The 21,590-nt window shown below is 71.0% G+C and carries 22 protein-coding genes; 13 read left to right on the forward strand and 9 right to left on the reverse strand.

Annotated features, from left to right (window positions below; translation table 11 throughout):
* Positions 1-356: 356 nt before the first annotated feature.
* Positions 357-785 (forward strand): DUF4240 domain-containing protein, encoded by a 429-nt coding sequence (locus ACEPPI_RS30010; RefSeq protein WP_373918411.1) that lies wholly within the window; start codon positions 357-359, stop codon positions 783-785.
* Between the two features lie 326 nt (positions 786-1,111).
* Here the strand turns inward: ACEPPI_RS30010 and ACEPPI_RS30015 are convergent, their stop codons facing one another.
* The 4 genes from ACEPPI_RS30015 to ACEPPI_RS30030 all read right to left on the reverse strand — a co-directional run bounded on the left by ACEPPI_RS30015 (position 1,112) and on the right by ACEPPI_RS30030 (position 3,372).
* Complete coding sequence (locus ACEPPI_RS30015) at positions 1,112-2,131, reverse strand: 1-phosphofructokinase family hexose kinase (RefSeq protein WP_373918412.1); 1,020 nt, start codon at positions 2,129-2,131, stop codon at positions 1,112-1,114.
* Complete coding sequence (locus ACEPPI_RS30020; RefSeq protein ID WP_373918413.1) at positions 2,128-2,322, reverse strand: hypothetical protein; 195 nt, start codon at positions 2,320-2,322, stop codon at positions 2,128-2,130. Before ACEPPI_RS30020 ends, ACEPPI_RS30015 begins: the two co-directional genes overlap by 4 nt.
* 221 nt (positions 2,323-2,543) lie before the next feature.
* Positions 2,544-3,197: a CBS domain-containing protein gene (locus ACEPPI_RS30025; RefSeq protein ID WP_373918414.1), complete on the reverse strand. Its 654-nt coding sequence runs from the start codon at positions 3,195-3,197 to the stop codon at positions 2,544-2,546.
* A gap of 10 nt (positions 3,198-3,207) precedes the next feature.
* A complete protein-coding gene (locus tag ACEPPI_RS30030) occupies positions 3,208-3,372 on the reverse strand; it encodes a hypothetical protein (RefSeq protein WP_373918415.1) in 165 nt (54 codons plus the stop codon).
* 515 nt (positions 3,373-3,887) lie between these two features.
* Between ACEPPI_RS30030 and ppsA the strand changes: the two genes are divergently transcribed.
* The 8 genes from ppsA to ACEPPI_RS30070 all read left to right on the forward strand — a co-directional run bounded on the left by ppsA (position 3,888) and on the right by ACEPPI_RS30070 (position 12,322).
* Complete coding sequence (gene ppsA / locus ACEPPI_RS30035; RefSeq protein WP_373918416.1) at positions 3,888-6,329, forward strand: phosphoenolpyruvate synthase; 2,442 nt, start codon at positions 3,888-3,890, stop codon at positions 6,327-6,329.
* A gap of 43 nt (positions 6,330-6,372) precedes the next feature.
* The gene (locus ACEPPI_RS30040) at positions 6,373-6,870 is read left to right on the forward strand and encodes a flavodoxin domain-containing protein (protein ID WP_373918417.1); all 498 of its coding nucleotides are present in this window, start codon (positions 6,373-6,375) and stop codon (positions 6,868-6,870) included.
* 119 nt (positions 6,871-6,989) lie between these two features.
* The gene (locus ACEPPI_RS30045; RefSeq protein WP_373918418.1) at positions 6,990-7,502 is read left to right on the forward strand and encodes a hypothetical protein; all 513 of its coding nucleotides are present in this window, start codon (positions 6,990-6,992) and stop codon (positions 7,500-7,502) included.
* Positions 7,495-9,021 carry an HAD-IC family P-type ATPase gene (locus ACEPPI_RS30050; RefSeq protein WP_373918419.1) on the forward strand — a complete coding sequence of 509 codons (1,527 nt, stop codon included), beginning with the start codon at positions 7,495-7,497 and terminating at the stop codon, positions 9,019-9,021. The genes ACEPPI_RS30045 and ACEPPI_RS30050 overlap by 8 nt, the downstream gene beginning before the upstream one ends.
* Positions 8,925-10,172 (forward strand): HAD-IC family P-type ATPase, encoded by a 1,248-nt coding sequence (locus ACEPPI_RS30055; RefSeq protein WP_373918420.1) that lies wholly within the window; start codon positions 8,925-8,927, stop codon positions 10,170-10,172. The genes ACEPPI_RS30050 and ACEPPI_RS30055 overlap by 97 nt, the downstream gene beginning before the upstream one ends.
* Before the next feature lie 17 nt (positions 10,173-10,189).
* Entirely contained in the window at positions 10,190-10,495 is a 306-nt protein-coding gene (locus ACEPPI_RS30060; protein ID WP_373918421.1) for a DUF1876 domain-containing protein, read from the forward strand.
* A 91-nt stretch (positions 10,496-10,586) separates the two neighbouring features.
* On the forward strand, positions 10,587-11,504 hold the full coding sequence (locus ACEPPI_RS30065; RefSeq protein WP_373918422.1) for an ABC transporter ATP-binding protein: 918 nt from the start codon (positions 10,587-10,589) through the stop codon (positions 11,502-11,504).
* Between the two features lie 47 nt (positions 11,505-11,551).
* Complete coding sequence (locus ACEPPI_RS30070; protein ID WP_373918423.1) at positions 11,552-12,322, forward strand: ABC transporter permease subunit; 771 nt, start codon at positions 11,552-11,554, stop codon at positions 12,320-12,322.
* 44 nt (positions 12,323-12,366) lie between these two features.
* Here the strand turns inward: ACEPPI_RS30070 and ACEPPI_RS30075 are convergent, their stop codons facing one another.
* The 5 genes from ACEPPI_RS30075 to ACEPPI_RS30095 all read right to left on the reverse strand — a co-directional run bounded on the left by ACEPPI_RS30075 (position 12,367) and on the right by ACEPPI_RS30095 (position 16,655).
* Positions 12,367-13,362, reverse strand: a complete 996-nt coding sequence (locus tag ACEPPI_RS30075; protein WP_373918424.1) for a nitroreductase family protein — start codon at positions 13,360-13,362, stop codon at positions 12,367-12,369.
* Between the two features lie 23 nt (positions 13,363-13,385).
* Entirely contained in the window at positions 13,386-14,261 is an 876-nt protein-coding gene (locus tag ACEPPI_RS30080; RefSeq protein WP_373918425.1) for a universal stress protein, read from the reverse strand.
* A gap of 31 nt (positions 14,262-14,292) precedes the next feature.
* A complete protein-coding gene (locus tag ACEPPI_RS30085; RefSeq protein WP_373918426.1) occupies positions 14,293-14,967 on the reverse strand; it encodes a CBS domain-containing protein in 675 nt (224 codons plus the stop codon).
* Positions 14,968-15,084: 117 nt separating this feature from the next.
* Complete coding sequence (locus ACEPPI_RS30090) at positions 15,085-15,954, reverse strand: universal stress protein (RefSeq protein ID WP_373918427.1); 870 nt, start codon at positions 15,952-15,954, stop codon at positions 15,085-15,087.
* 32 nt (positions 15,955-15,986) lie between these two features.
* Complete coding sequence (locus tag ACEPPI_RS30095; RefSeq protein WP_373918428.1) at positions 15,987-16,655, reverse strand: CBS domain-containing protein; 669 nt, start codon at positions 16,653-16,655, stop codon at positions 15,987-15,989.
* Between the two features lie 265 nt (positions 16,656-16,920).
* On the opposite strand from ACEPPI_RS30095, the gene ACEPPI_RS30100 reads away from it, so the two are divergent.
* The 4 genes from ACEPPI_RS30100 to ACEPPI_RS30115 are packed head-to-tail and all read left to right on the forward strand — an operon-like array spanning position 16,921 to position 21,515.
* Positions 16,921-17,829: a universal stress protein gene (locus ACEPPI_RS30100; protein WP_373918429.1), complete on the forward strand. Its 909-nt coding sequence runs from the start codon at positions 16,921-16,923 to the stop codon at positions 17,827-17,829.
* A complete protein-coding gene (locus ACEPPI_RS30105; protein ID WP_373918430.1) occupies positions 17,826-18,680 on the forward strand; it encodes a universal stress protein in 855 nt (284 codons plus the stop codon). The genes ACEPPI_RS30100 and ACEPPI_RS30105 overlap by 4 nt, the downstream gene beginning before the upstream one ends.
* Positions 18,681-18,687: 7 nt before the next feature.
* Complete coding sequence (locus tag ACEPPI_RS30110) at positions 18,688-21,264, forward strand: cation-translocating P-type ATPase (protein WP_373918431.1); 2,577 nt, start codon at positions 18,688-18,690, stop codon at positions 21,262-21,264.
* Positions 21,261-21,515 (forward strand): DUF1918 domain-containing protein, encoded by a 255-nt coding sequence (locus ACEPPI_RS30115; RefSeq protein ID WP_373918432.1) that lies wholly within the window; start codon positions 21,261-21,263, stop codon positions 21,513-21,515. The genes ACEPPI_RS30110 and ACEPPI_RS30115 overlap by 4 nt, the downstream gene beginning before the upstream one ends.
* Positions 21,516-21,590 lie beyond the last annotated feature (75 nt).

Genomic DNA, 21,590 nt, shown 5'->3' on the forward strand with positions numbered 1-21,590 from the left:
GTCCTTCCTGAACTCCTCCGGATACGGAGACTTGCGTCCCACGTGGACATCCCTCCCTGGACCATCAAGATCCATTGTCAGGGTGTCCACTCCAAAGGATCAGCCTCAGACCTGCCCCGCCTGCATACCTTCGCCACCGGGCTGGAGAGAGACTGGGATGCCGCGCTCCAGGGCCTGAGCACACGCTGGAACTCCGGCCCCGTCTAGGGCCGCGTCAGGCACATCAAGATGATCAAGCGCCAGATGTTCGGACGGGCCAAGCTCCCCCTTCTCCGAAAGCGCGTCCTACTCGCCGCGGCAGCAAACAGGTAACCCGGCAGACAGGACTGTCAGACCGCTGCAGCATGCTCGCCAGCATGAACGAAGACGCCTTCTGGCAGCTCATCGAGGACTGCAGGCCCACGGCACCCGACCCTGACGCCGAACTCCTTGCCGCCACAGTGACCGAACGCCTTGTCCATTACCCGTTGTCGCTGGTCATCGGGTTCGCCGAGCAACTGTCATGGGCGCTCTACCAGCTGGACCGCAAGGAGTACGGACACAACCTGTCCGATGACGCCTTCCTCTACACCCGTGCCGCTGTCGTCGCCGCCGGCCGCACCGTCTTCGACAGCGTCCTCCAAGACCCTGCGGCCTTCACTCCTTACGCCACCGACCTCGTCTGGGCCGAGCGCCTGCTCTACACACCGGACCGGGCATACAAACGCATCACCGGGGAGGAGTGGGACCGCGACACGCGCTACTCCTACGAGTCGTGCTCGAACATCGAGGGCTGGGCTGATTGAACGGCACGTCCTTCAGTGGTGACGAGTCCCAGGGCCAGTGATCGTCCTCACGAAATGTGTGCCAGAACCTCCTTCTGCCCTACGGAGCCACGGCGGGAGTGCGTGATGCGACGACGTCGGTACCCGGGGCACGGAGCGTCGGCGGCGGCCTCGGCGGCGGGTTTCCTGGTGGCCGTGGCGGGTCCTGCAGCCGCGTCGGCCGTCGTGCCGGAACTACGCGTCGACGGTGTGAGGGCGCCGCTGGGCGGTGGCACCCCGCAGCCGGGGGTGGCGTATGGCAAGAAGGGGACGATCACGGACCCAGACCGGATGCGGCAGGACGTTCCTCAGCCAGGGGTGGTCCTCACCTGCGAGCGGAGGGACAGTGCCATGTCCACGTCGAAGGGTTCGGTGCTGGGGGTGAGCATTGCTGCGGCGGCTGTGGCCACCCCCAGGGCGCAGGCGCTGACGGGATCCGCTCCGGCGGCGAGCTGTGTGGTGAGAGCAGCGACCATGCTGTCTCCCGCCCCTGCATCGCTCAAGGGCTCGCCGGGCAGCGGCGGCGCGTAGAGCTCGGTGTGGCCGCGGCCGGTCGAGCACAGTGCGCCGAGCGCCCCGAGGGTGGTGACGGCGATCTCGGCGGCCCCTGTGGCGAGCAGATGTTCGTTGAGGGCTCGGGCGTCGTCGAAGCCGCTGACGACCTGGCCGGTCAGGCTCTCGGCCTCTGTCCGGTTGCACCTGAACAGGAACACGCCCTCCGCGAGCGCTGCCCGAAGCGCGGGCCCGGAGGTGTCCAGGATCAGCCGGGAGCCCCCTTCCTTGACCTTGCGGGCGACAGCCGCGTAGAAGTCGTCGGGCAAGCCCCCGGGCAAGCTGCCGCTGGCCACGACGTACGGGCGACTGCCGACGAGCCGCTCCAGCACTTCCAGACACCGCTGTCCCTCGCGTTCGTGCAGTCGCGGGCCGGGTGGCACGACGTGGTAGCTGCGGCGCGATTCGGCCTCGAAGAGCACGAGTGCTTCGCGGGTGTCGTCGTCGATACCGACGGCGACGTGGTCGATGCCCTCTTCGTCCAGCAGTCGGTCGAGGCGCTGGCCGACCTCGCCTCCGGCGGTGTGGACGGCGATGGCCCGTCCTCCGAACCGCACGACGTGACGTGCCACATTGATCCCTCCGCCCCCAACGGCCACCGACCTGACCCTCGCACGGTTTTTGCCGGTGGCCTCCAGGCGCTCGACCTCCCAGCAGAGATCGATTGTGGGATTCATCGTCAAGGTGACGACTGCCGGACCGGAGGGACTCTGTGATCCCCCGCCGCCGACGGCAGTCCCGAAGGTGGTGGGATCCGGCGTTCCGGCCGTGCTCATCGCAGTGCCTCGGTCATGCCGCTGACCTCCGGCAGGCGTACTGCCTGCCGGGCATTGAGCGCCTGGGGCCTGGCCATGCGCGCTGTCCCCTCGTACTGCTTCTGCTTCACCGGCCCGCCTGTCCGGCGCCGCGCTGCAAGCATCATCGCGCTCACCTCCGTGGACAACGACACGTCTGCCCCGACTTCCATGCTCGAACAGCCTGACGTCATGTGCATGCGGGGTTCACAGCCGGGCCTGCTGCTCTTCCTCGCGGAGCTCCTGCTTGCGATCGGGGTCGGCCTGCGAGCGGGATGGCCGACGGTCGGCGCGGACGGATCCGAGCCGTTCAAGGCCGTCGTCCCCACGGTCACGGGGCGTGCTCTCGGCAGTGTGCGTCCGGTGATGACTGCCGCAGTCGGCATTTCGACGCTCACGGTGTGTTGCGCACTTCCAGTCGGCAGCGGACGTCGACGACGCCCTCGACGGACCGGGCGAGCCGTTCGGCCATGGGAATCAAGTGGTCGTCCCGCACCCTGCCGGTCAGGGAGGCCACTCCCTGTGTGACGGTTACCGTGATCCCGTCGTGGGAGATCGGGAAGAGGCGCCCGATGACGCTCCGGCGGATCTCTTCGGTGAGTTCTTCGTCGGTGCGGAGGAAGACCTTGAGGAGATCGGCGCGGCTGACGATGCCCTTGATGGTGCCATCGGCGTCGACCACCGGGAGGCGCTTGATGTGCCGGCCGGCCATGAGGCGGGCGGCCTGGGGGAGGGTGGCGTCGGGGCGGATCGTGACCGCGGGGGCCGTCATCAGTTGCTCGGCGCAGATGGAGCCGGCCTTGGCGGTGTCGCCGAGGCGGCGCATCTGCTCGATCAGGCCCGGTCGGTGCTCGTGGAACTCCTCCTTGGGCAGGAGATCGGCCTCGGAGACCACGCCGACGACGCGGCCCTCGCCCTCGACGACAGGGAGGGCGGTCACCTTCCACCGCCTCATCGCGGCGGCGATGTCCTTGAAACCGGTCGAGGGGGTGACAGCGATGACCTTGCTGGTCATCACGTCGGCGACGGTGTACGGGGTGGAGGTCATGGCGGGGTCCTCAGCGGGCGGGGGCGAGCGGGGTTCGGCTGCCGTGGGGTGCGAACAGGTCGAGGAGCCGGGTAGGGGCGGAGTCGAGCCGGTCGCCCATAACCACCGCCACGGCTGCGGAGACGGAGCGGCCTGCAGTCGAGTCCTCCTCAAGGACGCTGTGCATGATGCTCATGGTCTGCCTCCGACCGTTCACATCCACCCTGCTCGGTGGGCCACCGTGACCGCGAGGGCCGCGCGGTGCATGCCGCAGGGGCCACCCGGCCCGGTCGGCGGGCCAGGACGGCCTTGCCGGACCTGCTTCACGTCCGGCGAACGGGAGCGGAGCGGCTCCGGTGGCGCGTCACCCCGGCGTTCACGGCCCCGCCCCGAGCTGGCCGCACGAAGCCCCGCCGCCTTCGGCCTGCCGCACGGTTACCGCATCTGGGCCGATCGGCCCCTGCCGGGGCGGCCCGATCGGCCCCGCGCGAGTGGCCCCCTCGGCACTGCGCCCGGCCGCCCGGCGGAGTGATCGTGGAACCCGGGGCGCCGGCCCGGCGCCGCTACCCCGAAGAGGGTGACCACGATGCAGCGCATACGGATCCGGACCCGGCCCAAGGGCCCGCGCAGGCCTGCCCCGCTGGATCTGCGCACGCCCTCCGGCCGCCCGCTGCCGTACTGAGCCACCAGCCTGCAGCCCCGGAGTACGTCATGGGACACACGCGACGCGTCATACCGTTCACCGAACTCGGCCGCGCGGACGTGAGCCGAGTCGGCGGGAAGAACGTCTCACTGGGTGAGCTGACCGTACAGCTCGCCGCAGCCGGGGTCCGAGTGCCGCCCGGCTTCGCCACGACCGCCGATGCCTACGAGGATCTGCTCGACGGACACGCGCTGCGCATCCGCATCCAGGACCAGCTCGACCTCCTCCACGAGGGAGCCGCGCTGGAGGACGTGGGCGCCGGCATCCGGTCGATGATCACGGCCGAGCCGCTGGCCGACTCGCTGCGTGCCGAGGTCGTCGCCGCCTACGAGGCCCTCGGCCGGGAGACCGGCCGCAGCGACCCGGAGGTCGCGGTGCGCAGCAGCGCCACGGCCGAGGACCTGCCGGAGGCCAGTTTCGCCGGTCAGCAGGAGACGTACCTGAACGTACGCGGCACCGGACAACTGCTGACCGCCGTGCACCGCTGTTTCGCCTCGCTCTACACGGACCGCGCGATCGACTACCGCGAGCGGATGGGCTTCGACCACCTCCAGGTCGCCCTGTCCGTCGGTGTCCAGGTGATGGTCCGCTCCGATCTCGCCGGGGCAGGCGTGATCTTCACCCTCGACCCCGAGAGCGGTTTCCCGAACGTCGTCGTGGTCAGTGCGGCCTGGGGGCTGGGCGAGACCGTGGTCAGCGGCCGGACGGACCCCGACGAGTACACCGTCTTCAAGCCCGGCATCAAGGACCCTGCCCTGATGCCCGTCATCGACGTGCGGATCGGCGCCAAGCGCCGCAAGGCCGTCTACGCGGAGCACGGGCTGACCGACACGGTCGACGCCACACGCGAGGAGCGGGCCCGGCGCGTTCTGACCGATGCCGAGGTGAGCCGGCTCGCCGAGTGGGCCGTCGCCGTCGAGGACCACTACGGCTGCCCGATGGACCTGGAGTGGGCGAAGGACGGCCTCGCCGGCGACCTGGCGATCGTGCAGGCCCGGCCCGAAACCGTGCAGTCCCGACGGCGCACCACGACCCTGCGGCGCTGTCGTCTGACCGTCGTGCCCGGCGGTGCCCTGGTCGAGGGCATCGCGGTGGGCGAAGCCATCGGAGCGGGTGCCGTGTGCCGGATGGACACGCCCGTGGACCTGGACCACTTCCCGGCCGGAGCCGTCCTAGTCACCTCGATCACGGACCCGGACTGGGAACCGGTCATGAAACGTGCTGCGGCCATCGTCACCGACCATGGCGGCCGCACCTCCCACGCCGCGATTGTCAGCCGGGAACTCGGGGTGCCGGCGGTCGTCGGCACCGGGGACGCCACCGAGCTCCTGCGCGACGGCGCCGACGTCACCGTCTCGTGTACCGAAGGAAGCCGGGGCGAGGTCTACGCGGGGCGGCTGCCGTACGTGGAGAAGGAGACGGACCTGTCGGCCCTGCCCACCACGCGCACCCGGGTGATGCTGAACCTCGCCTACCCGTCCGCAGCCTTCCGCTGGTGTCGGCTGCCGGCGGACGGGGTGGGCCTGGCCCGCCTGGAGTTCATCGTCGCCCACCAGGTCAAGGTCCACCCCATGGCCCTGCTGCACCCCGAGCGCCTGGACGCGTCCGACCGCTGCGCCGTCGACCAGCTCACCGAGGGCTACCTCGACCGCGGCCGGTACTTCTGCGACCACCTCGCGTACGGGATCGCCCGGATCGCCGCCTCCCGCTGGCCCGACCCGGTCATCGTCCGCACCAGCGACTTCAAGACCAACGAGTACGCCAAGCTGCTCGGAGGCCGGCCCTTCGAGCCGGTGGAGGCCAATCCGATGATCGGATGGCGAGGTGCCAGCCGGTACTACAGCGACGGCTACCGTGAAGGGTTCGCCCTCGAATGCCAGGCCCTTCGCCGGGTGCGTGATGAGATGGGCCTGACCAACGTCATCGTCATGATCCCCTTCTGCCGCACCCTGGAAGAGGCCGACAAGGTCCTCGAAGTGATGGCCGGTGAGGGCCTGCGGAGAGGGGAGAACGGCCTCAAGGTCTACGTGATGGCCGAGATCCCCGCCAACGTCCTCCTCGCCCAGGACTTCGCCGAGCGCTTCGACGGCTTCTCCATCGGCAGCAACGACCTCACCCAGCTCACCCTAGGCGTCGATCGCGACTCCGAAGCCCTCGCCCACGTGTTCGATGAGAATGATCCGGCCGTGACCACTCTGATCCGGATCCTACTTCCGCGCGTCCAGGTGCTGGGCCGTCCCGTAGGCCTGTGCGGGCAGCGTCCCAGCGACGATCCGGAGTACGCCGCCTTCCTCGTCCGTGCCGGGATCGACTCGATCTCCGTCGCCCCCGACAGCCTCGCCGCCGTCAAGCAGCACGTGGCCGTCGCGGAGGAGAGCTGCTACAGGGAGGACCGAATGGTCCCCGCAGGGAGCCGTCCGGCCCAAGCGGACCAGCCGCCGACCGCGTGACAGTGGCATCAGCCCCGCACCCCGGCAGCAAGGAGCACTCGACATGAGCACCAAGCGAGTCCTGGTCGCGTACGGCACCAAGCACGGAGCCACCGCCGGCATCGCCGAACAGATCGGCAAGACCCTCCGCGAGGACGGCCTCGACGCCGTCGTCCTGCCCGCCGACGGCATCCACGACGTCCGCGCCTACGACGCCGTCGTTCTCGGAGGCGCCCTCTACGCCGGACACTGGAGCACCAAGGCCAAGCACTGCGCCGAACGCAACGCAGACTCCCTGCGGCACCGCCCCGTGTGGATGTTCAGCAGCGGCCCGCTCGACCGCTCCGCCGAGGAACACGACATCCCTCCCGTCGCCGCCGTCGCCCGGCAGATGCAGCTCGTGGGCGCGCGCGAGCACATGACCTTCGGCGGCAGCATCACAGCCCACACCCCGGGCTTCCTCGCCAAGGCGCTGAACCGTCAGGGCAAGGGCGGAGACTTCCGCAACCCCGAGCGGATCAAGGAATGGGCCCACCACATCAGCGCCGAGCTCGCCGCCTGAGCGGGCGGGCCGGCACCTACCTCTCGGAGGCGGCCATGCACCACCGCTCGCCGGCGGCAGGAGGAAACCCGCTCCGTCGTGACGCCGACCGCACTCGCACCCGCCTCCGAGCCGCCTTCGTGCTGGCCTGCCTGCTGGCTGTGATCTGCGGCGTCGCGGCCGGCCGAGCCGCATGGACGGACGCCGCCCGCGACACGGCGGAGACCGCACGTCATCGCCACGTCGTCACGGCCGTGACGGTCGGTGAAACCACGTACCGGGCCGGGACAGGACCAAGCACACGCCCCATTACCATGGCCCGCGCCACCTGGCGGGATCCCGCACACCGCGTCCACACGGAAACCGTTCCCGTTACGGCGGCGCCCCGGACAGGCGACACCGTCAGCCTCTGGGCCGACGACGACGGCAACACGACGACCACCCCGCCAGGCACGCCCGAAATCGCTCTGAAGGCCATCGGCCTCGGCACTGGAGCCTTTGTCGGGATCGCACTCGTAGCCGGCGCTGTCCTCTACGTACGCCTGCGCTTGGTCAACGCACGCAGCGCACAGGAGTGGGAACGCGAGTGGGAGAGCGTCGAGCCCAAGTGGTCCGGCCGCCTGCGCCCCGGGCAGGGAGCCTGCGATGACTGAGACCGCCGCCGACCAGGACCTGCCAACGGATGCCGCGCCCGACCCGCTGGAGCCCCTGCCCCTGCTCCGCCGCGAACTGCACACCGGCCCCCTGGGCCTGTCGGGCCGAGAGGCGGAACGCAGGCTGGCCGTCTACGGACCGAACGAGGTCCGCCGCACCGCCCGCACGAGCATCCTGCGGGAGCTCCTGAGGCAGCTGGTCCACCCTCTGGCCCTGTTGCTGTGGGCCGCGGCCGCCCTCGCCTTCTTCGCCGACATCGACGTCCTCGGGTGGGCCATCGTCGCCGTGGTGCTCGTCAACGCCGCGTTCGCCCTCGTCCAGGAACAGCAGGCGGAGAAGGCCGTCGAGACCCTGGCCCGCTGCCTCCCCGCGCAGGCCCACGTGATCCGCGACGGACAGCCCCGGCAGGTCCCGGCGCGTGATCTCGTACCCGGCGATCTCCTGGTACTGGACGAAGGCGACCGGGTACCGGCCGACGCCCGCCTGACCGAGGGCGGCATCGAAGCGGACCTGTCCATGCTGACCGGCGAGTCCACACCCGTCGAACGTCTCGCCGGCCCCGGCCTGAAAGACGTCTCGCTCCTGCAGGAACCCAACCTCGTCTTCAGCGGCACCACCGCCACCGAAGGCCAGGCGCAGGCGATCGTCTTCGCCACCGGCGACCACACCGAGCTGGGACGGATCGCCGCTCTCAGCCAGCGCACCCGCCGCGAGCCCAGCCCGCTGGAAACGCAGGTCAAGAAGGTCGCCTGGCTGATCGCCGCGGTCGCCGTCGCCCTGGGGGCCGTGTTCCTGGTGGCGGGCGTCGCCGTGGGACTGCCGCTCACCGACTCCCTGATGTTCGCCATCGGCCTGCTCGTGGCCAACGTTCCCGAAGGGCTGTTGCCCACCATCACTCTCGCCCTCGCGGTCGGCGTACGCGCACTCGCCCGGCAAGGAGCGGTGATCAAGCGGCTGAGCGCCGTCGAGACCCTCGGCTGCACCAACGTCATCTGCACCGACAAGACCGGCACTCTCACCCGCAACCAGATGCACCTCCACTCCGTGTGGACGCCGCAGGGCAGCACGATGACCGGACCCGGAGCGGCAGAACTCGTCCGCGATGCCGCCCTGTGCACCACCGTTGCCCGGGAGAACGACGGGACACTGCTCGGCGATCCGACCGAGATAGCCCTGGTGGAGGGGGCCGCGGAACACGCGGTGCCGATCGACCCGGCTGACCGGGACGCCGACCGCAGTGCCTGTTTTCGCTTCGACCCGCGCCTGCGCCGCATGTCGGTGGTCCAGAACACGGGGCGCGGCCGACCCTCCGTCATCGTCAAGGGCGCCCCGGAAGCCGTCATGCCGCTCCTCTCGGCCGGAGAGCCGGCCCGGGAAGCCCAGGAGACGCCGCCGACGACCTGGCCAAGGACGGCAGACGCGTGCTGGCCGTGGCGGTCCGCGAACTGCCACACGGCGCCGCACCGCCCGCGCAACGCCAGCAGGTCGAACGGGACCTGCACCTGCTGGGCTTGGTAGGGCTGTACGACCCGCCGCGCCCGGAGGTCGCGGCTGCGGTGCGCCGCTGCCATGAGGCGGGCCTGACCGTCCACATCGTCACAGGCGACAACGGGGCCACTGCCGCCGCCGTGGCCCGTGCCATCGGCATCGGAGTGCCGAACCTGCAGGTGGTCACAGAGTCCGAGGCGATCGACGACCACCGGCTGGACCACATCCTCCGGCAGGAGGGCACGGAGATCGTCTTCGCTCGCTCGTCTCCCGAGACCAAGCTGAAGGTGCCCGATGCCTTGCGCGCGCACGGACAGATCGTCGCCATGACCGGCGACGGCGTGAACGATGCGCCCGCCCTGCACCGTGCGCACATCGGAGTGGCCATGGGGCGCTCGGGCACCGACGTGGCCCGCGAGGCATCGACCATGGTCCTGACCGACGACAACTTCGCCACCATCGTCACGGCGATCGAATCCGGCCGCCGCGTCTACGACAACGTCCGCAAGTTCATCGTCTACATCTTCGCCGACCTCACCCCCGAGGTCGTCCCCTTCGTCGTCTTCGCCCTCTCCGCCGGGACCGTCCCCCTCCCGCTGACCGTCCTGCAGATCCTCGCCATCGACCTCGGGACGGAGACCCTTCCCGCACTCGCCCTGGGGCGGGAACGCGCCGAACCGGGCGTCATGTCCAGGCCGCCCCGGCCCAGTTCCCAAAGCGTGATCAACAGGGACATGCTCGTCCGCAGCTGGGGCTGGCTCGGCTCCGTCTCCGCCGTCCTGGTCATGACCGGCTTCTTCTACGTCCTGTGGCGGGCACGATGGCAGCCTGGCGACCCCACCGGCCCCGGAACCCCACTGCACCACGCTTACCTGACCGCGACCACCGCGACCACCGCGACCTTCGCGGGCATCGTCACCTGCCAGGTCGGCACGGCCATCGCCGCCCGGACCGACCACGCGGCCCTGCGCGACATCGGCTTCTTCACCAACCCGCTGCTGCTCGCGGGCATCGCATTCGAGCTCGCCTTCACCGCGGCGCTCGTCTACGCACCACCGCTCCAGAACCTCTTCGGCACCGCCGCCCTCCCGCCGGACGTCGTCCTGTTCATCGCCGCCTTCCCGCCGCTGGTCTGGGGAACGGACGAGCTCCGCCGCTGGGCCCGCCGCCGCAGCTCCTGAACGCCTGGAGGAACACCATGTCGCACACGACCGAATGGAAGACCCGCATCTACCTGTTCGAGGAAGACCGAACCACCAAGGTCCGTGTGGAACTCGACACCGGCACCAGCCGGCTCACCGGACACGGCACTGCCCGCTTGAACCCGACCGACAAGGACGTACCCGAGATCGGCGACGAACTCGCCGCAGCCCGGGCGCTGGAGAACCTGGCCGGACAACTCAAGCGCATCGCGTACCGGGACATGGTCGGCGTCGGAGCCGCCCCCGAACGAGACTCCCTCAAGCCCTACGGCGGCTGGATGCTCGGTGCAGCCGTCCGGTGACGGAGGCCGGAGCGGGCGGAGCCCCTCTGCGGCGTCCCGGACGTTCCCGGGTGGTCAGGCGGGTTCCGGGGTGCGGGCCCAGACTGGATGTATGGGTGACCGGCCTGCGATCGAGCTGACCGGCCTGACCAAGCGGTACGGGCCGGTGGTGGGCGTCGACGGGCTGACCCTGACCGTCCGGTCCGGGGAGGTGTTCGGTTTCCTCGGGCCGAACGGTGCGGGGAAGACCACCACGCTCCGATGCCTCACCGGACTTCTGCGGCCGAGTGGCGGACGCGTCAGGGTGCTTGGCCTGGACCCCGTGGGCGATCACCTCCGGGTGGCACCCCAACTGGGCTATCTGCCGGGGGAACTGCGCCTCTACCCCGAACTCTCCGGAGCGGAGACGCTCGACCTGTTGTCCGCTCTGCAAGGCGCTCCCGTGCCGCGCCGTGGTGAGCTGTGCGAACGTCTGGGGCTGACGCCCGTGGTCCTCGCCCGCCCCGTCGGGGGATATTCGCGGGGCATGAAGCAGAAGCTCGGCCTGGTGCAGGCGCTGCAGCACGATCCCCGGCTGGTGGTACTCGACGAGCCGACCGAGGGGCTCGACCCGCTGGTCCAGGAGACGTTCTTCGCCTTGCTGCGGGAAGCCGCGGCAGCGGGACGGACCGTTCTGCTGTCGAGTCACATCCTGCCGGAGGTCCAGCGGACCTGCGGGCGGGTCGCGATCGTACGGGACGGACGGCTGGTGACGGTCGAGAGCGTGGCCGGCCTGCGCGAGGCACGTGCCCGGCGGATCCGGCTGGCCTTCGCGGACGGTCTGGGAACGCGGCCTCTGGGCGATGCCGAGCGATGGAACCCGCACTGGGAGCAGGACCATGTGGAACTTCTCGTGCCGCCGAGCGAGGTGGTGAGCGCGTTGCGAGGGCTGCTCGGTCTGCCGGTGACCGACGTGACGGTGGAGGAGGCGGGACTGGACGAGGCGTTCCTGGACCTCTACCGCGACAACGATCCGGGAGAGCAGCCGTGAGACGACGATGGCCGTTGCTGTGGCTCGCCTTGTACCGGCGGCGCAGGATGCTGGTCGCCCTGATCGTCGGGATGGTCGTTTTCGAGGCCCTGATCGTGGTGGTCGCCAACACGATCTCTCCCGGGCAGCTCTTCTCATCCGGTGGGAAGGCAACGCCCTCGGTCTACCGGGCGTTCAGCGGGTCCGGCGGCGACGTCTCCATTGCCAGCTATCCCGGACTTCTGGGTGCCGGCCTCATCCACCCGTTCTGGATCGCCATGCAGCTCACCGCCATCGGTTCGCTGGCGGCGGCCGCCGTGGCGGCGGACGTGGAGTCGGGGACGGTGGAGCTGGTGATGGTGCGTCCCGTCAGCCGCAACCGGCTGCTGGCGGAGCGGACGGCCGCACTGGTGCTCGCGGCGCTCGCCCTGAACGCGGCGGCCACCCTCACGGTCGCGGCGGGAGTGGCCCTGTCACCGGACATCCACGGTGAGGTACCGATCGGCGGGGTGTTCGCCGCAGGAATCATGGGGCTGGGATTTGCCCTGTGCCTGATCGGGCCGGCGCTGGCCGTGTCGGCGGCGGGGCGACGGCGGGCTCAGGTGGTCGGGGTGACCATCGCGATCGGAGCGGTGGGGTTCGCGGTCAACTTCATCGCTCTCGCGTGGTCGCCCGCCGCGCCGCTGAGGTTCCTGAGTCCGTTCCACTACTACGCACCGGGCGACGCCCTCGCCCGAGGCGGTGTGCTCTGGGCCCAGCTCGGCATTCTGGTCGGTGCGGGGGCGATTGGCCTCCTCTTGGCCCATCTGCTGCTCCGGCGCCGCGACCTCGCACCGTGAGCGGCGGCCGGGCCTCCGCGTCCCGCTTCGGTGCGGTACGGCGGCTACGTGCGGAACTCCAGGACCTCGGTGACCGGGCGACGGGGTGTCGCGGGTCCCGGCGGCCCGTAGCCGAGGCGCAGGACCATCTGGACGTGGCCTATGGCCGAGAGCGGGTCGCGGACCGTCCACCGCAGCTCCGGCCATTCGAGGGGCTGGGAGGTCATGGAAGTGGCGAGGCCGTCGGCGGTGGCCTGGAGGAGGACCCGCTCCAGCGCCTGGCCTGCCCGTAGCCAGTCGGTGCGCGTGTCCGTCGGGGTGCTGAGCAGGGCGAGCTGGGGCCGCCTCTCGAACACGGCCCAGCCGCGGTCCGCCGAGGGGTGGGCCCGGCCGAAGTCCCGCACGGGGGAGGGGCCTCCGGAGCTTCGCGGGCCGAACGCATCGGCGGGGATGCCGTCGCGGCGTGTGCCGGCCGATGCAGGTGCCGGGGACGTCCACGCCGAACTCTCCGCCCGGACGAGCGGGTCGATGTCCTCCCGGTGCTCGGCGTCCCGTACCAGCCCGAGCACGGTCTCGATGTGCCAGTCGCCCGGGACGGTCAGCCGGCAGCCTTCGAGGCGGGCAGCGCTCTTGAGTCCGCCCATCAGCGCGTCGGGCACCGGCTCGTCGCTGAAGGGGAACCGGCTCGTGTGGCGGCGCCGGAGGGCGTCGTACAGAGCCCTGAGCTCGTGGTCCTCGCTGCCGTTGGGTGCCTCGAAGCTTGCCGTGGACAGCAGCCACGGTGCGGATTCGTCAGGCAGCAGCCGCACACGGGCCCGGAAGCCGTGCCGGGCGGCCGAGACGCGCAGGTTGCACAGGGCAGCGGCGCAACCCAGGTGAAGGGCACGGTGATTCGGATCGGTTCGGGTCATGGCACGTTCCGGATCACCGTGCAGCTCGATGACGCGGGCGTTCTGACGGAACACGAATTTCCATGGCTGGGCGTTGTGCATCGACGGGGCGATGACGGCATCGCCGACGAGAGCGGCGACGGTGTCTGGAGTCAGGCGCAATGCGTTCACGGGACCGGTCCTGTCTGGGGGCCTCAGTCGTGTGCGACGACGGCGACCGGTGAGGCGGCGTGGTGCATCACCGCGTGGGTGATCGGGCCGATGTGGCTGCCGAGTGCGGCGCGGCGGATTCGCCTGCCGACCACGACGAGTGCCGCCTCGGAGGCGGCCTCCAGGATCTGGATGGCGGGCTGGCCGATGGTGGTGCGTGCTTCGACGGCGAGGTGCGGGTACTTCTCCTCCCAAGGGTTCAGCAGTTCTCGAAGGGCGGCCTTGAGTCCTCGGTCGATCTCCGCCCCGACGCCGTGGTCGAGTGTCGGCGCATAGGAATACACGGGCGGAAGGGACCAGCCGTGGACGACGACGAGGGGGCAGCCCCTGCGGTCCGCTTCCTCGCAGGCGAAGCCGAGCATCCGGTCACAGTTGCTGTGCACGTCCACCCCGAGCACCACCGGAGCGGCGCCCGTGCTCCCTGGCGGCCGGTTCGGGACGTCGCCCGCGCGGACGAGGACGACCGGTGTTTCCGTCTGGGGGATGGTGTCCGCGCCGGTGGAGCCGACGAGGAATCCGGCGACGGCGCCGAGTCCGCGTGAGCCGAGCACGAGGAGGGCGGAGTCCGTTGCGGCGGACGCGAGCGCGGCACCGGCAGCGAGTCCTTCGATCCGGCGGGTGCGGATGTCGAGCCGGGGATGGGTCCGCGACAGCCGGTCCCGAGCCTGTTCCAGCAGGCCTTCGGCCCATTGACGCCGTGATTCGGGGAGGGGTACCGCCATGGGCGCGTACTGCGGCCAGTCCTCGGCGTGGACGAGTTCCACAGCGGCGCCTCGCAGTTCGGCCTCGCCGGCGGCCCAGTCGGCGGCGGTGACGTCGGTGTTGGATCCGTCGAGGCCAACCGTGATCCGGTTCGACATGGCGTACCTCCTGCACGTAACGGTCAGGTGATTACAGCTTCGGTCGCCCGGTTCCGCGGACGGGAGGGCCCGAGCGGCCCAATCGGGGACCGAACGGCCCGCTCGGGCCCTCAAGCCTCCTCCGCTCGACGCAAGTCAGCCGGTTGTCCACGGCGACGACCCCGTCGACGCTCTGACAGAGCCGGACGACGACCGGCACCACATCGGGGCGTGGCCGCACGCCACTGAGCGTCACCAGACCGTCCTCGACCGCGACGGTGACCGTCGACGGGGAGATGCGAAGCGTCCGGGTGAGGACATCCTCGATGATCTCTTCCTGGATCGCGTGGTCACTGCGGAGGAACAGCCGGATGAGGTCGCTGCGGCTGAGTACCCCGATCACACCGCCCTCCGCGTCGACGACGGGCAGCCGCTTGACCCGGTGGCGCCGCATGATGCGGGCGGCGCGGACCACGCTCCACTCGGAGCGGGCGGTGATCGCCGGACTCGTCATGAGTTCCCCGGCAGTCGCCGCACCGCCGGCGGGCCGCCGGTCGAGGAGGTCGGCTTCCGAGACGACACCGACCGGACGCTTCAGTTCGTCGACGACGGGTACGGCGGTGATGTCGAACTCCTTCAGGACCCGGGCGATCTCCTTGAAAGAGGTTGTACCTCGCACGGTGACGGCGGTGGGCGTCATCAGGTCCCCGACGCTGCGGTGTCTCATGGACCGTCCCTCGGGCCTGGAAACGCCGAAGTCCACCTGCACGTTCACGACGCTGGTCCCCCTCCGGTCATGACGTCGTCAGCGGTGGGTCGGGGCCCCTGCATCGTCGCGCCTCCCTCACCCATGGGCCACGACGGCCACCGGGGCCGCCGCATGGTGCAGGACTGCGTGGGTGACGGGGCCCAGGTGGGTGCCGAGCGGGGAACGGCGCACGTGGCGGCCCACGACCACGAGCCCGGCGCCTTGCGAGGCCCGGACGAGATGGTCGCCGGCGGATCCCATGAACACACTGTGACTGACGTCCACGTCGGGGAACTTGTGCCGCCAGGGCACCAACATGTCCTCGACCATGTGCGTGACGCTCCTGCCGACGTCCCGCTCGTTGTCCGGGTCGAAGAAGGGGACGTAGGCGTAGGCGGCCGGCATCTTCCAGTCGTGCACCGCCCGAAGGGCGCAGTGGCGCCGGGCGGCCTCTTCGAAGGCGAAGGCGAGCACCCGGTCGCACGATTCGTGGATGTCGACGCCAACGATCACCTCGGCGCCGGAACCGATGCGCAGTGCGTCGGGGTCGTCGGCGACCCGGACCAGCACGACCGGCGTATCGGTGGCGACCAGGGTGGACATCGCCACCGAGCCGACGATGAACCCGACCAGCCCGCCCAGGCCCCGCGATCCCAGGACCAGCAGTCCGGCATCGGCGGCCTCGGCAGCGAGGGCTGCCGCCGGCCGTGCTGCCAGGCAACGGGTGGTGATCTCCAGCCGGGGGTGACGCCGATGCAGGTCCCGCGTCGCCTCCGTGAGCGCCTGGTCGGCCCAGCGGTCCACGTCCTCGCGTCCCAGGCCCGGGACCACAGGGTCCAGGGGCCAGTCGACGGCGTGCACGAGCCGCAGCGGCACCAGCCGCAAGGCCGCTTCCTGTGCGGCCCAGCGCGCGGCCGCCCGACTCTCGGCAGAGCCGTCGACGCCGATGGTGATGTGATCGTTCATGGGTGGTACTTCCTTCGTGCGGGACGACCGCGTCACCACTGGGCGGTCTGGCGGGGCCGGCCGGCCCGAGTGGCCGGTACGTCCTCGGTCCGCGCCGTGACGCGCGATGCCACTGCGACGACCCCGTCGAGCTGCTCGACGAGGCCGACGAGCGCGGGCAGCTGGCTCTGGAGCTCGACGCGGCCGTCCATGGCGACGATGCCGTCCACCACGTGGACCTCGACCTGACCGGCCGGCACGCCGAGCACACCCGCGAGGACCTCGTCGTTGACCCGTCTGCGTATCTCGGAGTCGGGGCGGACGAACAGGCGCAGGAGGTCCCTGCGGGTCACGATGCCCACCAGCCTGTCCTCTTCGTCCACGACGGGAAGCCGCTCGATACCGCGGCGGGTCATCAGCCGGGCGGCATCAGCGGCCGTCTCCTGGGCATGAACGGTGACCGCGGGCGCGGACATGACGCTTCCCGCTGTGGGCCCCCCGGCGGCCGGGCCGACCTTCCCAGACGTACGGGGGGCCGAAGGCGCGAGGGCCAAGAGGTCGGTCTGGGAGACGACACCGACGACGCGGTCCTCTTCGTCCAGCACCGGGAGTCCGGAGATGTCGTATTGCGTCAGGAGCTTCGCCACGTCCTTGAAGGCTGAGTACGGGGTGACGGAGACGACGTTGCCGGTCATCAGGTCGCCCACCTTGATGTGTTTCATGAGGCCCTCCTGCTCCGCCATGCCACGTGGGGCCTGTGTACGGGTCGGGTGTGTCACCACCATTTCGCCGATGCCCGCCCGCGAGCGAGGGCCGAACGGTCCCGTCCCGGGGGCCGGGCGGGCCATGGCCCCCGGGCGGAGCGGCGGCGCAAGCGACGATGGGGACCTTTGGTCCCGATCGCGGTCCCGGGCGGCCCTCTCCCGGGCGCGCCGTGGGTGCCAGCGTGAGTGGTGTCCCTCATCGGCTTCCCGGTTGGGAGGAACCGTGGAAAGTACCTTCCGCACCCCGGATACCAGCTCAGTGGTCGTCGGCGTCGACGGTTCGGGCTCGGCGCGCACGGCCGCCATGTGGGCGGCAGCGGAGGCCGTACGCCGCGACCGCCCCCTGCACGTTGTCTACGGGGCCGACACCGATGGCCGGGCCCTGTACGTGTCGGCGGAAACCATCGAACGGGTTCGCGCCAACGGCCGAGAACTCCTGGACGAAACGGCGAAGGCCGTGACCGACGAGTACCCCGGTCTGCAGGTCAGAACGGAGTTCAGCCGGGCCGATGCCGTCAGCAGCCTGCACCGCGCCGGTGCCCTGCACGGCACCATCGTGGTGGGCAATCGCGGCCTCGGCGGATTTGAATCCCTCATGCTCGGCTCGGTCGGCCTGGACGTCGCGGCCGCCGCGATGACTCCCGTGATCGTCGTCCGCGGCACCGACGGCGCCGAGGAGACCGGAACCGTCCTCGCCGCCATCCGTGACGAGCACGACCTCCTCTATGCCCGGTACGCCGCGTGCGAGGCGGAACTACGCAAGGGATCCCTCCGGCTCCTGCACGTCTGGAACATCCTGCAGTCCGTCGGCCTGGCGGTCAGCATGCTGGACGATGTCGACGAGATCGCGGACACGCACGCGCAGGTCCTGCATTCCATCACCGACGCGGTACGCGAGGAGTTCCCCGACCTGGAGGTGCGGGCCGACGCCGAGAAGAGCATCTCCGTGGCAGGCGTCCTGGTCGAGGCCTCCCGCCACGCCGACCTGCTCGTCATAGGCGGCCGCCGGGCTCCCGGAGCCCTCGGGATCACCCGCAACCTGGGCAGGGCCACGCACAGCGTCCTGCACCACGCGCACTGCCCCGTCCTCCTCATCCCCCGGACGGGCAGCGACTTCGGGAGCCGGTCATGACCGGCCGCCGGGGCCACGACGTCGTCGTCGGGATCGACCCTGTCAGGGACTGGCACCTGCCCCTCGCCTGGGCAGCCGACGAGGCGCACCGCCGACGGCTCCCCTTGCGCCTGGTGTTCGCGGTGCCGACCCGGCACGACACCCGCCACGACGACACCCCCGGCCACACAGCCCTGCGACGGGCGGGAGCCGACCGACTCGATCAGGCCCGCAACTGGGTGCACGACCGGCAGCCGGAGGTGGACGTCACCGTCGACCTGCTCCACGGGTTCCCCGCCCCCGCCCTGGGCAGGGCGGCCGAGAAGGCCCGCCTGGTCGTGCTGGGCTCGCGACACCTGAGCCGCACCGCGGAGTTCTTCAGCGTCGGCTCCATCGTGGTCCCCGTCAGCGCCCAGGCCGGTTGCCCGGTCGTCGTCGTGGGCGACGCGGAGCACATCAGCCAGCAGCCTCCTTACGTGGTCGTCGGCCTCGACGGCAGCTCGCCCGCCACGGCCGCACTGGTGTTCGCCTTCGACGAGGCGGACCTGCGCGGAGCGGCGCTCCGGGCCGTCTGCGTGTGGCAACCACCGATTTTCATGCCGAACGACGAGGAAGCGGCCCTGAAGGCCCAGCGCGCACTGCTTTCCGAAGCCACCGCCGGCCTGTCGGACAAGTACCCCGACGTGCACGTCACCCACGAGGTCAAGACAGGCCACCCGGTCGAGGAACTGGCGCGGGCGGCCGAATGCGCCCTGGCCGTGGTGATGGGCCGGCGGGGACGCGGCGGATACACCGGACTGCGCCTCGGGTCCGTCGTCCACGGCCTCCTGCACCGCGCGCACTGCCCCATGATCACCGTACCGACCGAATGACGCCGCCATGACCATCCGTACGGCTGCCACGCGGTCTGCCGACTCCGCGGTGGGACCGGGCCTCACCCAGGCCGAAGCCGAGCGCCGGCTGGCCCGGTACGGCAGCAACGAAGTGGCACCCCCACGGCCCACGCCGCTGCACCGACGGGTCCTGGCCCAGCTGCGCGACCCGCTGATCATGGTGCTCCTCGGAGCCATGCTGCTGACCATGGCGATCGGGGACCACCCGGACGCCGTCGTCATCGCACTGGTGGTCGTCTTCAACACCACCGTGGGAGTGGCACAGGAAGTCCGGGCGGACCGCGCCGTCGCCGCGCTCTCCGCGCTCTCCGCCCCGCACGCGAGGGTCCTGCGCGAGGGCACCCCGCACGAGGTGCCGGCCAGGCTCGTGGTGCCGGGCGACACCCTGCTGCTGGGGGAGGGGGACATCGTCGCCGCGGACGCCTGCCTGACCGAGGCATCCGCGCTCCTGGTGGACGAATCCATGCTCACGGGCGAATCCGAGCCGGTGGACAAGACTGTGGACGACACGGTCAGTGCCGGCACCGTCGTCGTTCGTGGCCGAGGGGCCGCCACCGCGACCGCCACCGGGTCGGCGAGCGCACTCGGCCGGATCGCGACGCTCCTCGACACGGGCCGGGGCCTCACCCCGCTCCAGCACCGCCTTGCCTCACTGGGCCGGATCCTGGCGGCCGTCACCATCACCCTGTGCGTGCTGTTCTTCGCCCTGGGCCTGGCACGCGGCCTCCCGTGGAGCACGATGGCCGTGACCGCCATCAGCCTGGCCGTTGCCGCGGTGCCCGAGTCCCTCCCCGCCGTGGTCACCCTCGCCCTCGCGCTCGGAGCGCGCCGGATGGCGGCCCGCAACGCCCTGGTCCGCCGCCTGCCGGCCGTGGAAACCCTCGGCTCCGTGAGCGTCCTGGCCACGGACAAGACGGGCACCCTCACCGAGGGTCGCATGGCCGTCCAGCACCTGTGGACGCCATCCGGCACCGCAGACGTGACCGGCAGCGGCTACGAGCCGCAGGGGGCCCTGACCCGAGAGGGGAAGCCCCTGGCGGCAGACCAGCTCCGGCCGCTTCAGGTGCTGCTCACGACCGCGGCCCTGTGCAACGACGCCGGCCTGCGACCCCCCGGAAAGGGCTCGGACACATGGACGGCCGTGGGCGATCCGATGGAGGCCGCGCTCCTGGCGGCAGCCGCCAGAGCAGGCTGCCCGGACCAGACCGCCCTGCACCGGGCCTGCCCCCGGTTCGCGGAGGTTCCCTTCGACAGCCTCCGCAAGCGGATGACCACGCTGCACCACCTTCCGGACGGAAACGTCCTGGTATGCCTCAAGGGCGCGCCGGAGGCGGTACTGACCGACGCGGTGCTCGCCGCACCGCAGGAGCTGCTGGACGGAGCCCGCCGCCAGGCCGCCCTCCTGGCCGCGCAGGGCTTTCGGGTCCTGGCCGTGGCAGGCGCCGAGCGGCTCGTGTGGGACCGGCCGGCTCCCGAGGCCGAGCACGGTCTGAGCCTCCTGGGCCTCGTCGCCATCAGCGACCCTCCCAAGACATCGGCCGCCGCGACCCTGGCAGCGTGCCGTGCGGCAGGCATCACCCCGGTCCTGATCACCGGCGACCATCCGGCAACAGCCCGTGCCATCGCCGTACGCACCGGCCTTGTCGAGGACGGATCCTCCGGCGAGGTCCTCACCGGGCCCGAACTGGCCGCAGCCCCGGACACCGACCTGACCGGGGTCCGTGTCTTCGCCCGCACCGACCCGCAGCAGAAGCTGGACATCGTCCACGCCTGGCGCGCCCGGGGCGCCGTGACGGCCATGACCGGGGACGGCGTGAACGACGGCCCCGCCCTCCACCAGGCGGACATCGGTGTGGCCATGGGCGCCCGCGGAACCGAGGTCGCCCGGCAGGCGGCAGACCTCGTGCTCACCGACGACGAGCTGTCCACCGTGGTCAAGGCCGTCGAGGAGGGCCGCCGCGTCTACGACAACATCCGGCGCTTCCTCGTCTACGCCATGGCGGGCGGGGCCGCCGAGATCCTGGTGATGCTGACAGGCCCCATGCTCGGCCTGGCCCTGCCCTTGAGGGCAGGACAGATCCTGTGGATCAACCTCCTCACCCACGGGCTGACAGGCGTGGCCATGGGCGCCGAACCCGTCACTCCGCAGGCCATGCGACGCCCGCCACGCCCGCCCGGACAGCACATTCTGGCCGCGGGCGTGTGGCAACGCCTCCTCGTGCTCGCCGCAGTCGTGACGACGCTGAGCCTGGCCGCCGGCGTCGCCGCGCGTGCCACGAACCTGCCCTGGCAGAGCGTGCTCTTCCTGGCCCTGCTCGCGGCCCAGCTCGGTGTGGCCCTGGGCCTGCGTGCCCGGCTGCTCACCAGGCGGAACCTCTTCCTCCCCGCCTCGGTGGTGGTCTCCGCGCTCCTGGCGACGGCCGCCCTGTACGTGCCCGCACTCCGGTCCCTGCTGGAGACCGAGCCCGTGGGCTGGTCCGGCACGGGGCTCGCCGCCGCAGCCGGCCTCGGGGCGTTCATCGCCGCCCGGATCCTCCGGGGCGCGTTCCACAGAAAGGCATGATCATGAAGACGTACGTACCGGGAACCGGCGTGCACGCCGAGGTGGGCGACCAGATCGTCGTGGGCGGCCCCACCGTCGGAACACCGGGCCGCGACGGTGAAGTCATCGCCCTCCACCACGAGGACGGTACTCCGCCCTACGACGTGCGCTGGTCCGACACCGGCCGCACCACCGTGTTCTTCCCCGGACCCGACGCCCACGTCCGGCACCTGCACACCGAGTCGGGCAGGCCCCGCCGTACGGAGCAATAGCGTCCAGACCGAGAGCGCCAAGTCCGCTCGACGAGGTCCGGGGCACTCGCGACCGGCTGAACGGCCTGCCGGAGG

Origin of the sequence: Streptomyces sp. AB3(2024) (genome assembly GCF_041862025.1) — a bacterium.
GTDB lineage: Bacteria > Actinomycetota > Actinomycetes > Streptomycetales > Streptomycetaceae > Streptomyces.

Coding starts and splice junctions, on each gene's coding strand:
- ACEPPI_RS30050 (WP_373918419.1), top strand. CDS start 7,495: ATGACTGAGACCGCCGCCGACCAGGACCTGCCAACGGATGCCGCGCCC.
- ACEPPI_RS30110 (WP_373918431.1), top strand. CDS start 18,688: ATGACCATCCGTACGGCTGCCACGCGGTCTGCCGACTCCGCGGTGGGA.
- ACEPPI_RS30085 (WP_373918426.1), bottom strand. CDS start 14,967: ATGAGACACCGCAGCGTCGGGGACCTGATGACGCCCACCGCCGTCACC.
- ACEPPI_RS30060 (WP_373918421.1), top strand. CDS start 10,190: ATGTCGCACACGACCGAATGGAAGACCCGCATCTACCTGTTCGAGGAA.
- ACEPPI_RS30015 (WP_373918412.1), bottom strand. CDS start 2,131: ATGAGCACGGCCGGAACGCCGGATCCCACCACCTTCGGGACTGCCGTC.
- ACEPPI_RS30080 (WP_373918425.1), bottom strand. CDS start 14,261: ATGTCGAACCGGATCACGGTTGGCCTCGACGGATCCAACACCGACGTC.
- ACEPPI_RS30070 (WP_373918423.1), top strand. CDS start 11,552: ATGCTGGTCGCCCTGATCGTCGGGATGGTCGTTTTCGAGGCCCTGATC.
- ACEPPI_RS30020 (WP_373918413.1), bottom strand. CDS start 2,322: ATGGAAGTCGGGGCAGACGTGTCGTTGTCCACGGAGGTGAGCGCGATG.
- ACEPPI_RS30010 (WP_373918411.1), top strand. CDS start 357: ATGAACGAAGACGCCTTCTGGCAGCTCATCGAGGACTGCAGGCCCACG.
- ACEPPI_RS30090 (WP_373918427.1), bottom strand. CDS start 15,954: ATGAACGATCACATCACCATCGGCGTCGACGGCTCTGCCGAGAGTCGG.
- ACEPPI_RS30065 (WP_373918422.1), top strand. CDS start 10,587: ATGGGTGACCGGCCTGCGATCGAGCTGACCGGCCTGACCAAGCGGTAC.
- ACEPPI_RS30105 (WP_373918430.1), top strand. CDS start 17,826: ATGACCGGCCGCCGGGGCCACGACGTCGTCGTCGGGATCGACCCTGTC.
- ACEPPI_RS30030 (WP_373918415.1), bottom strand. CDS start 3,372: ATGAGCATCATGCACAGCGTCCTTGAGGAGGACTCGACTGCAGGCCGC.
- ACEPPI_RS30025 (WP_373918414.1), bottom strand. CDS start 3,197: ATGACCTCCACCCCGTACACCGTCGCCGACGTGATGACCAGCAAGGTC.
- ACEPPI_RS30040 (WP_373918417.1), top strand. CDS start 6,373: ATGAGCACCAAGCGAGTCCTGGTCGCGTACGGCACCAAGCACGGAGCC.
- ACEPPI_RS30115 (WP_373918432.1), top strand. CDS start 21,261: ATGATCATGAAGACGTACGTACCGGGAACCGGCGTGCACGCCGAGGTG.
- ACEPPI_RS30095 (WP_373918428.1), bottom strand. CDS start 16,655: ATGAAACACATCAAGGTGGGCGACCTGATGACCGGCAACGTCGTCTCC.
- ppsA (WP_373918416.1), top strand. CDS start 3,888: ATGGGACACACGCGACGCGTCATACCGTTCACCGAACTCGGCCGCGCG.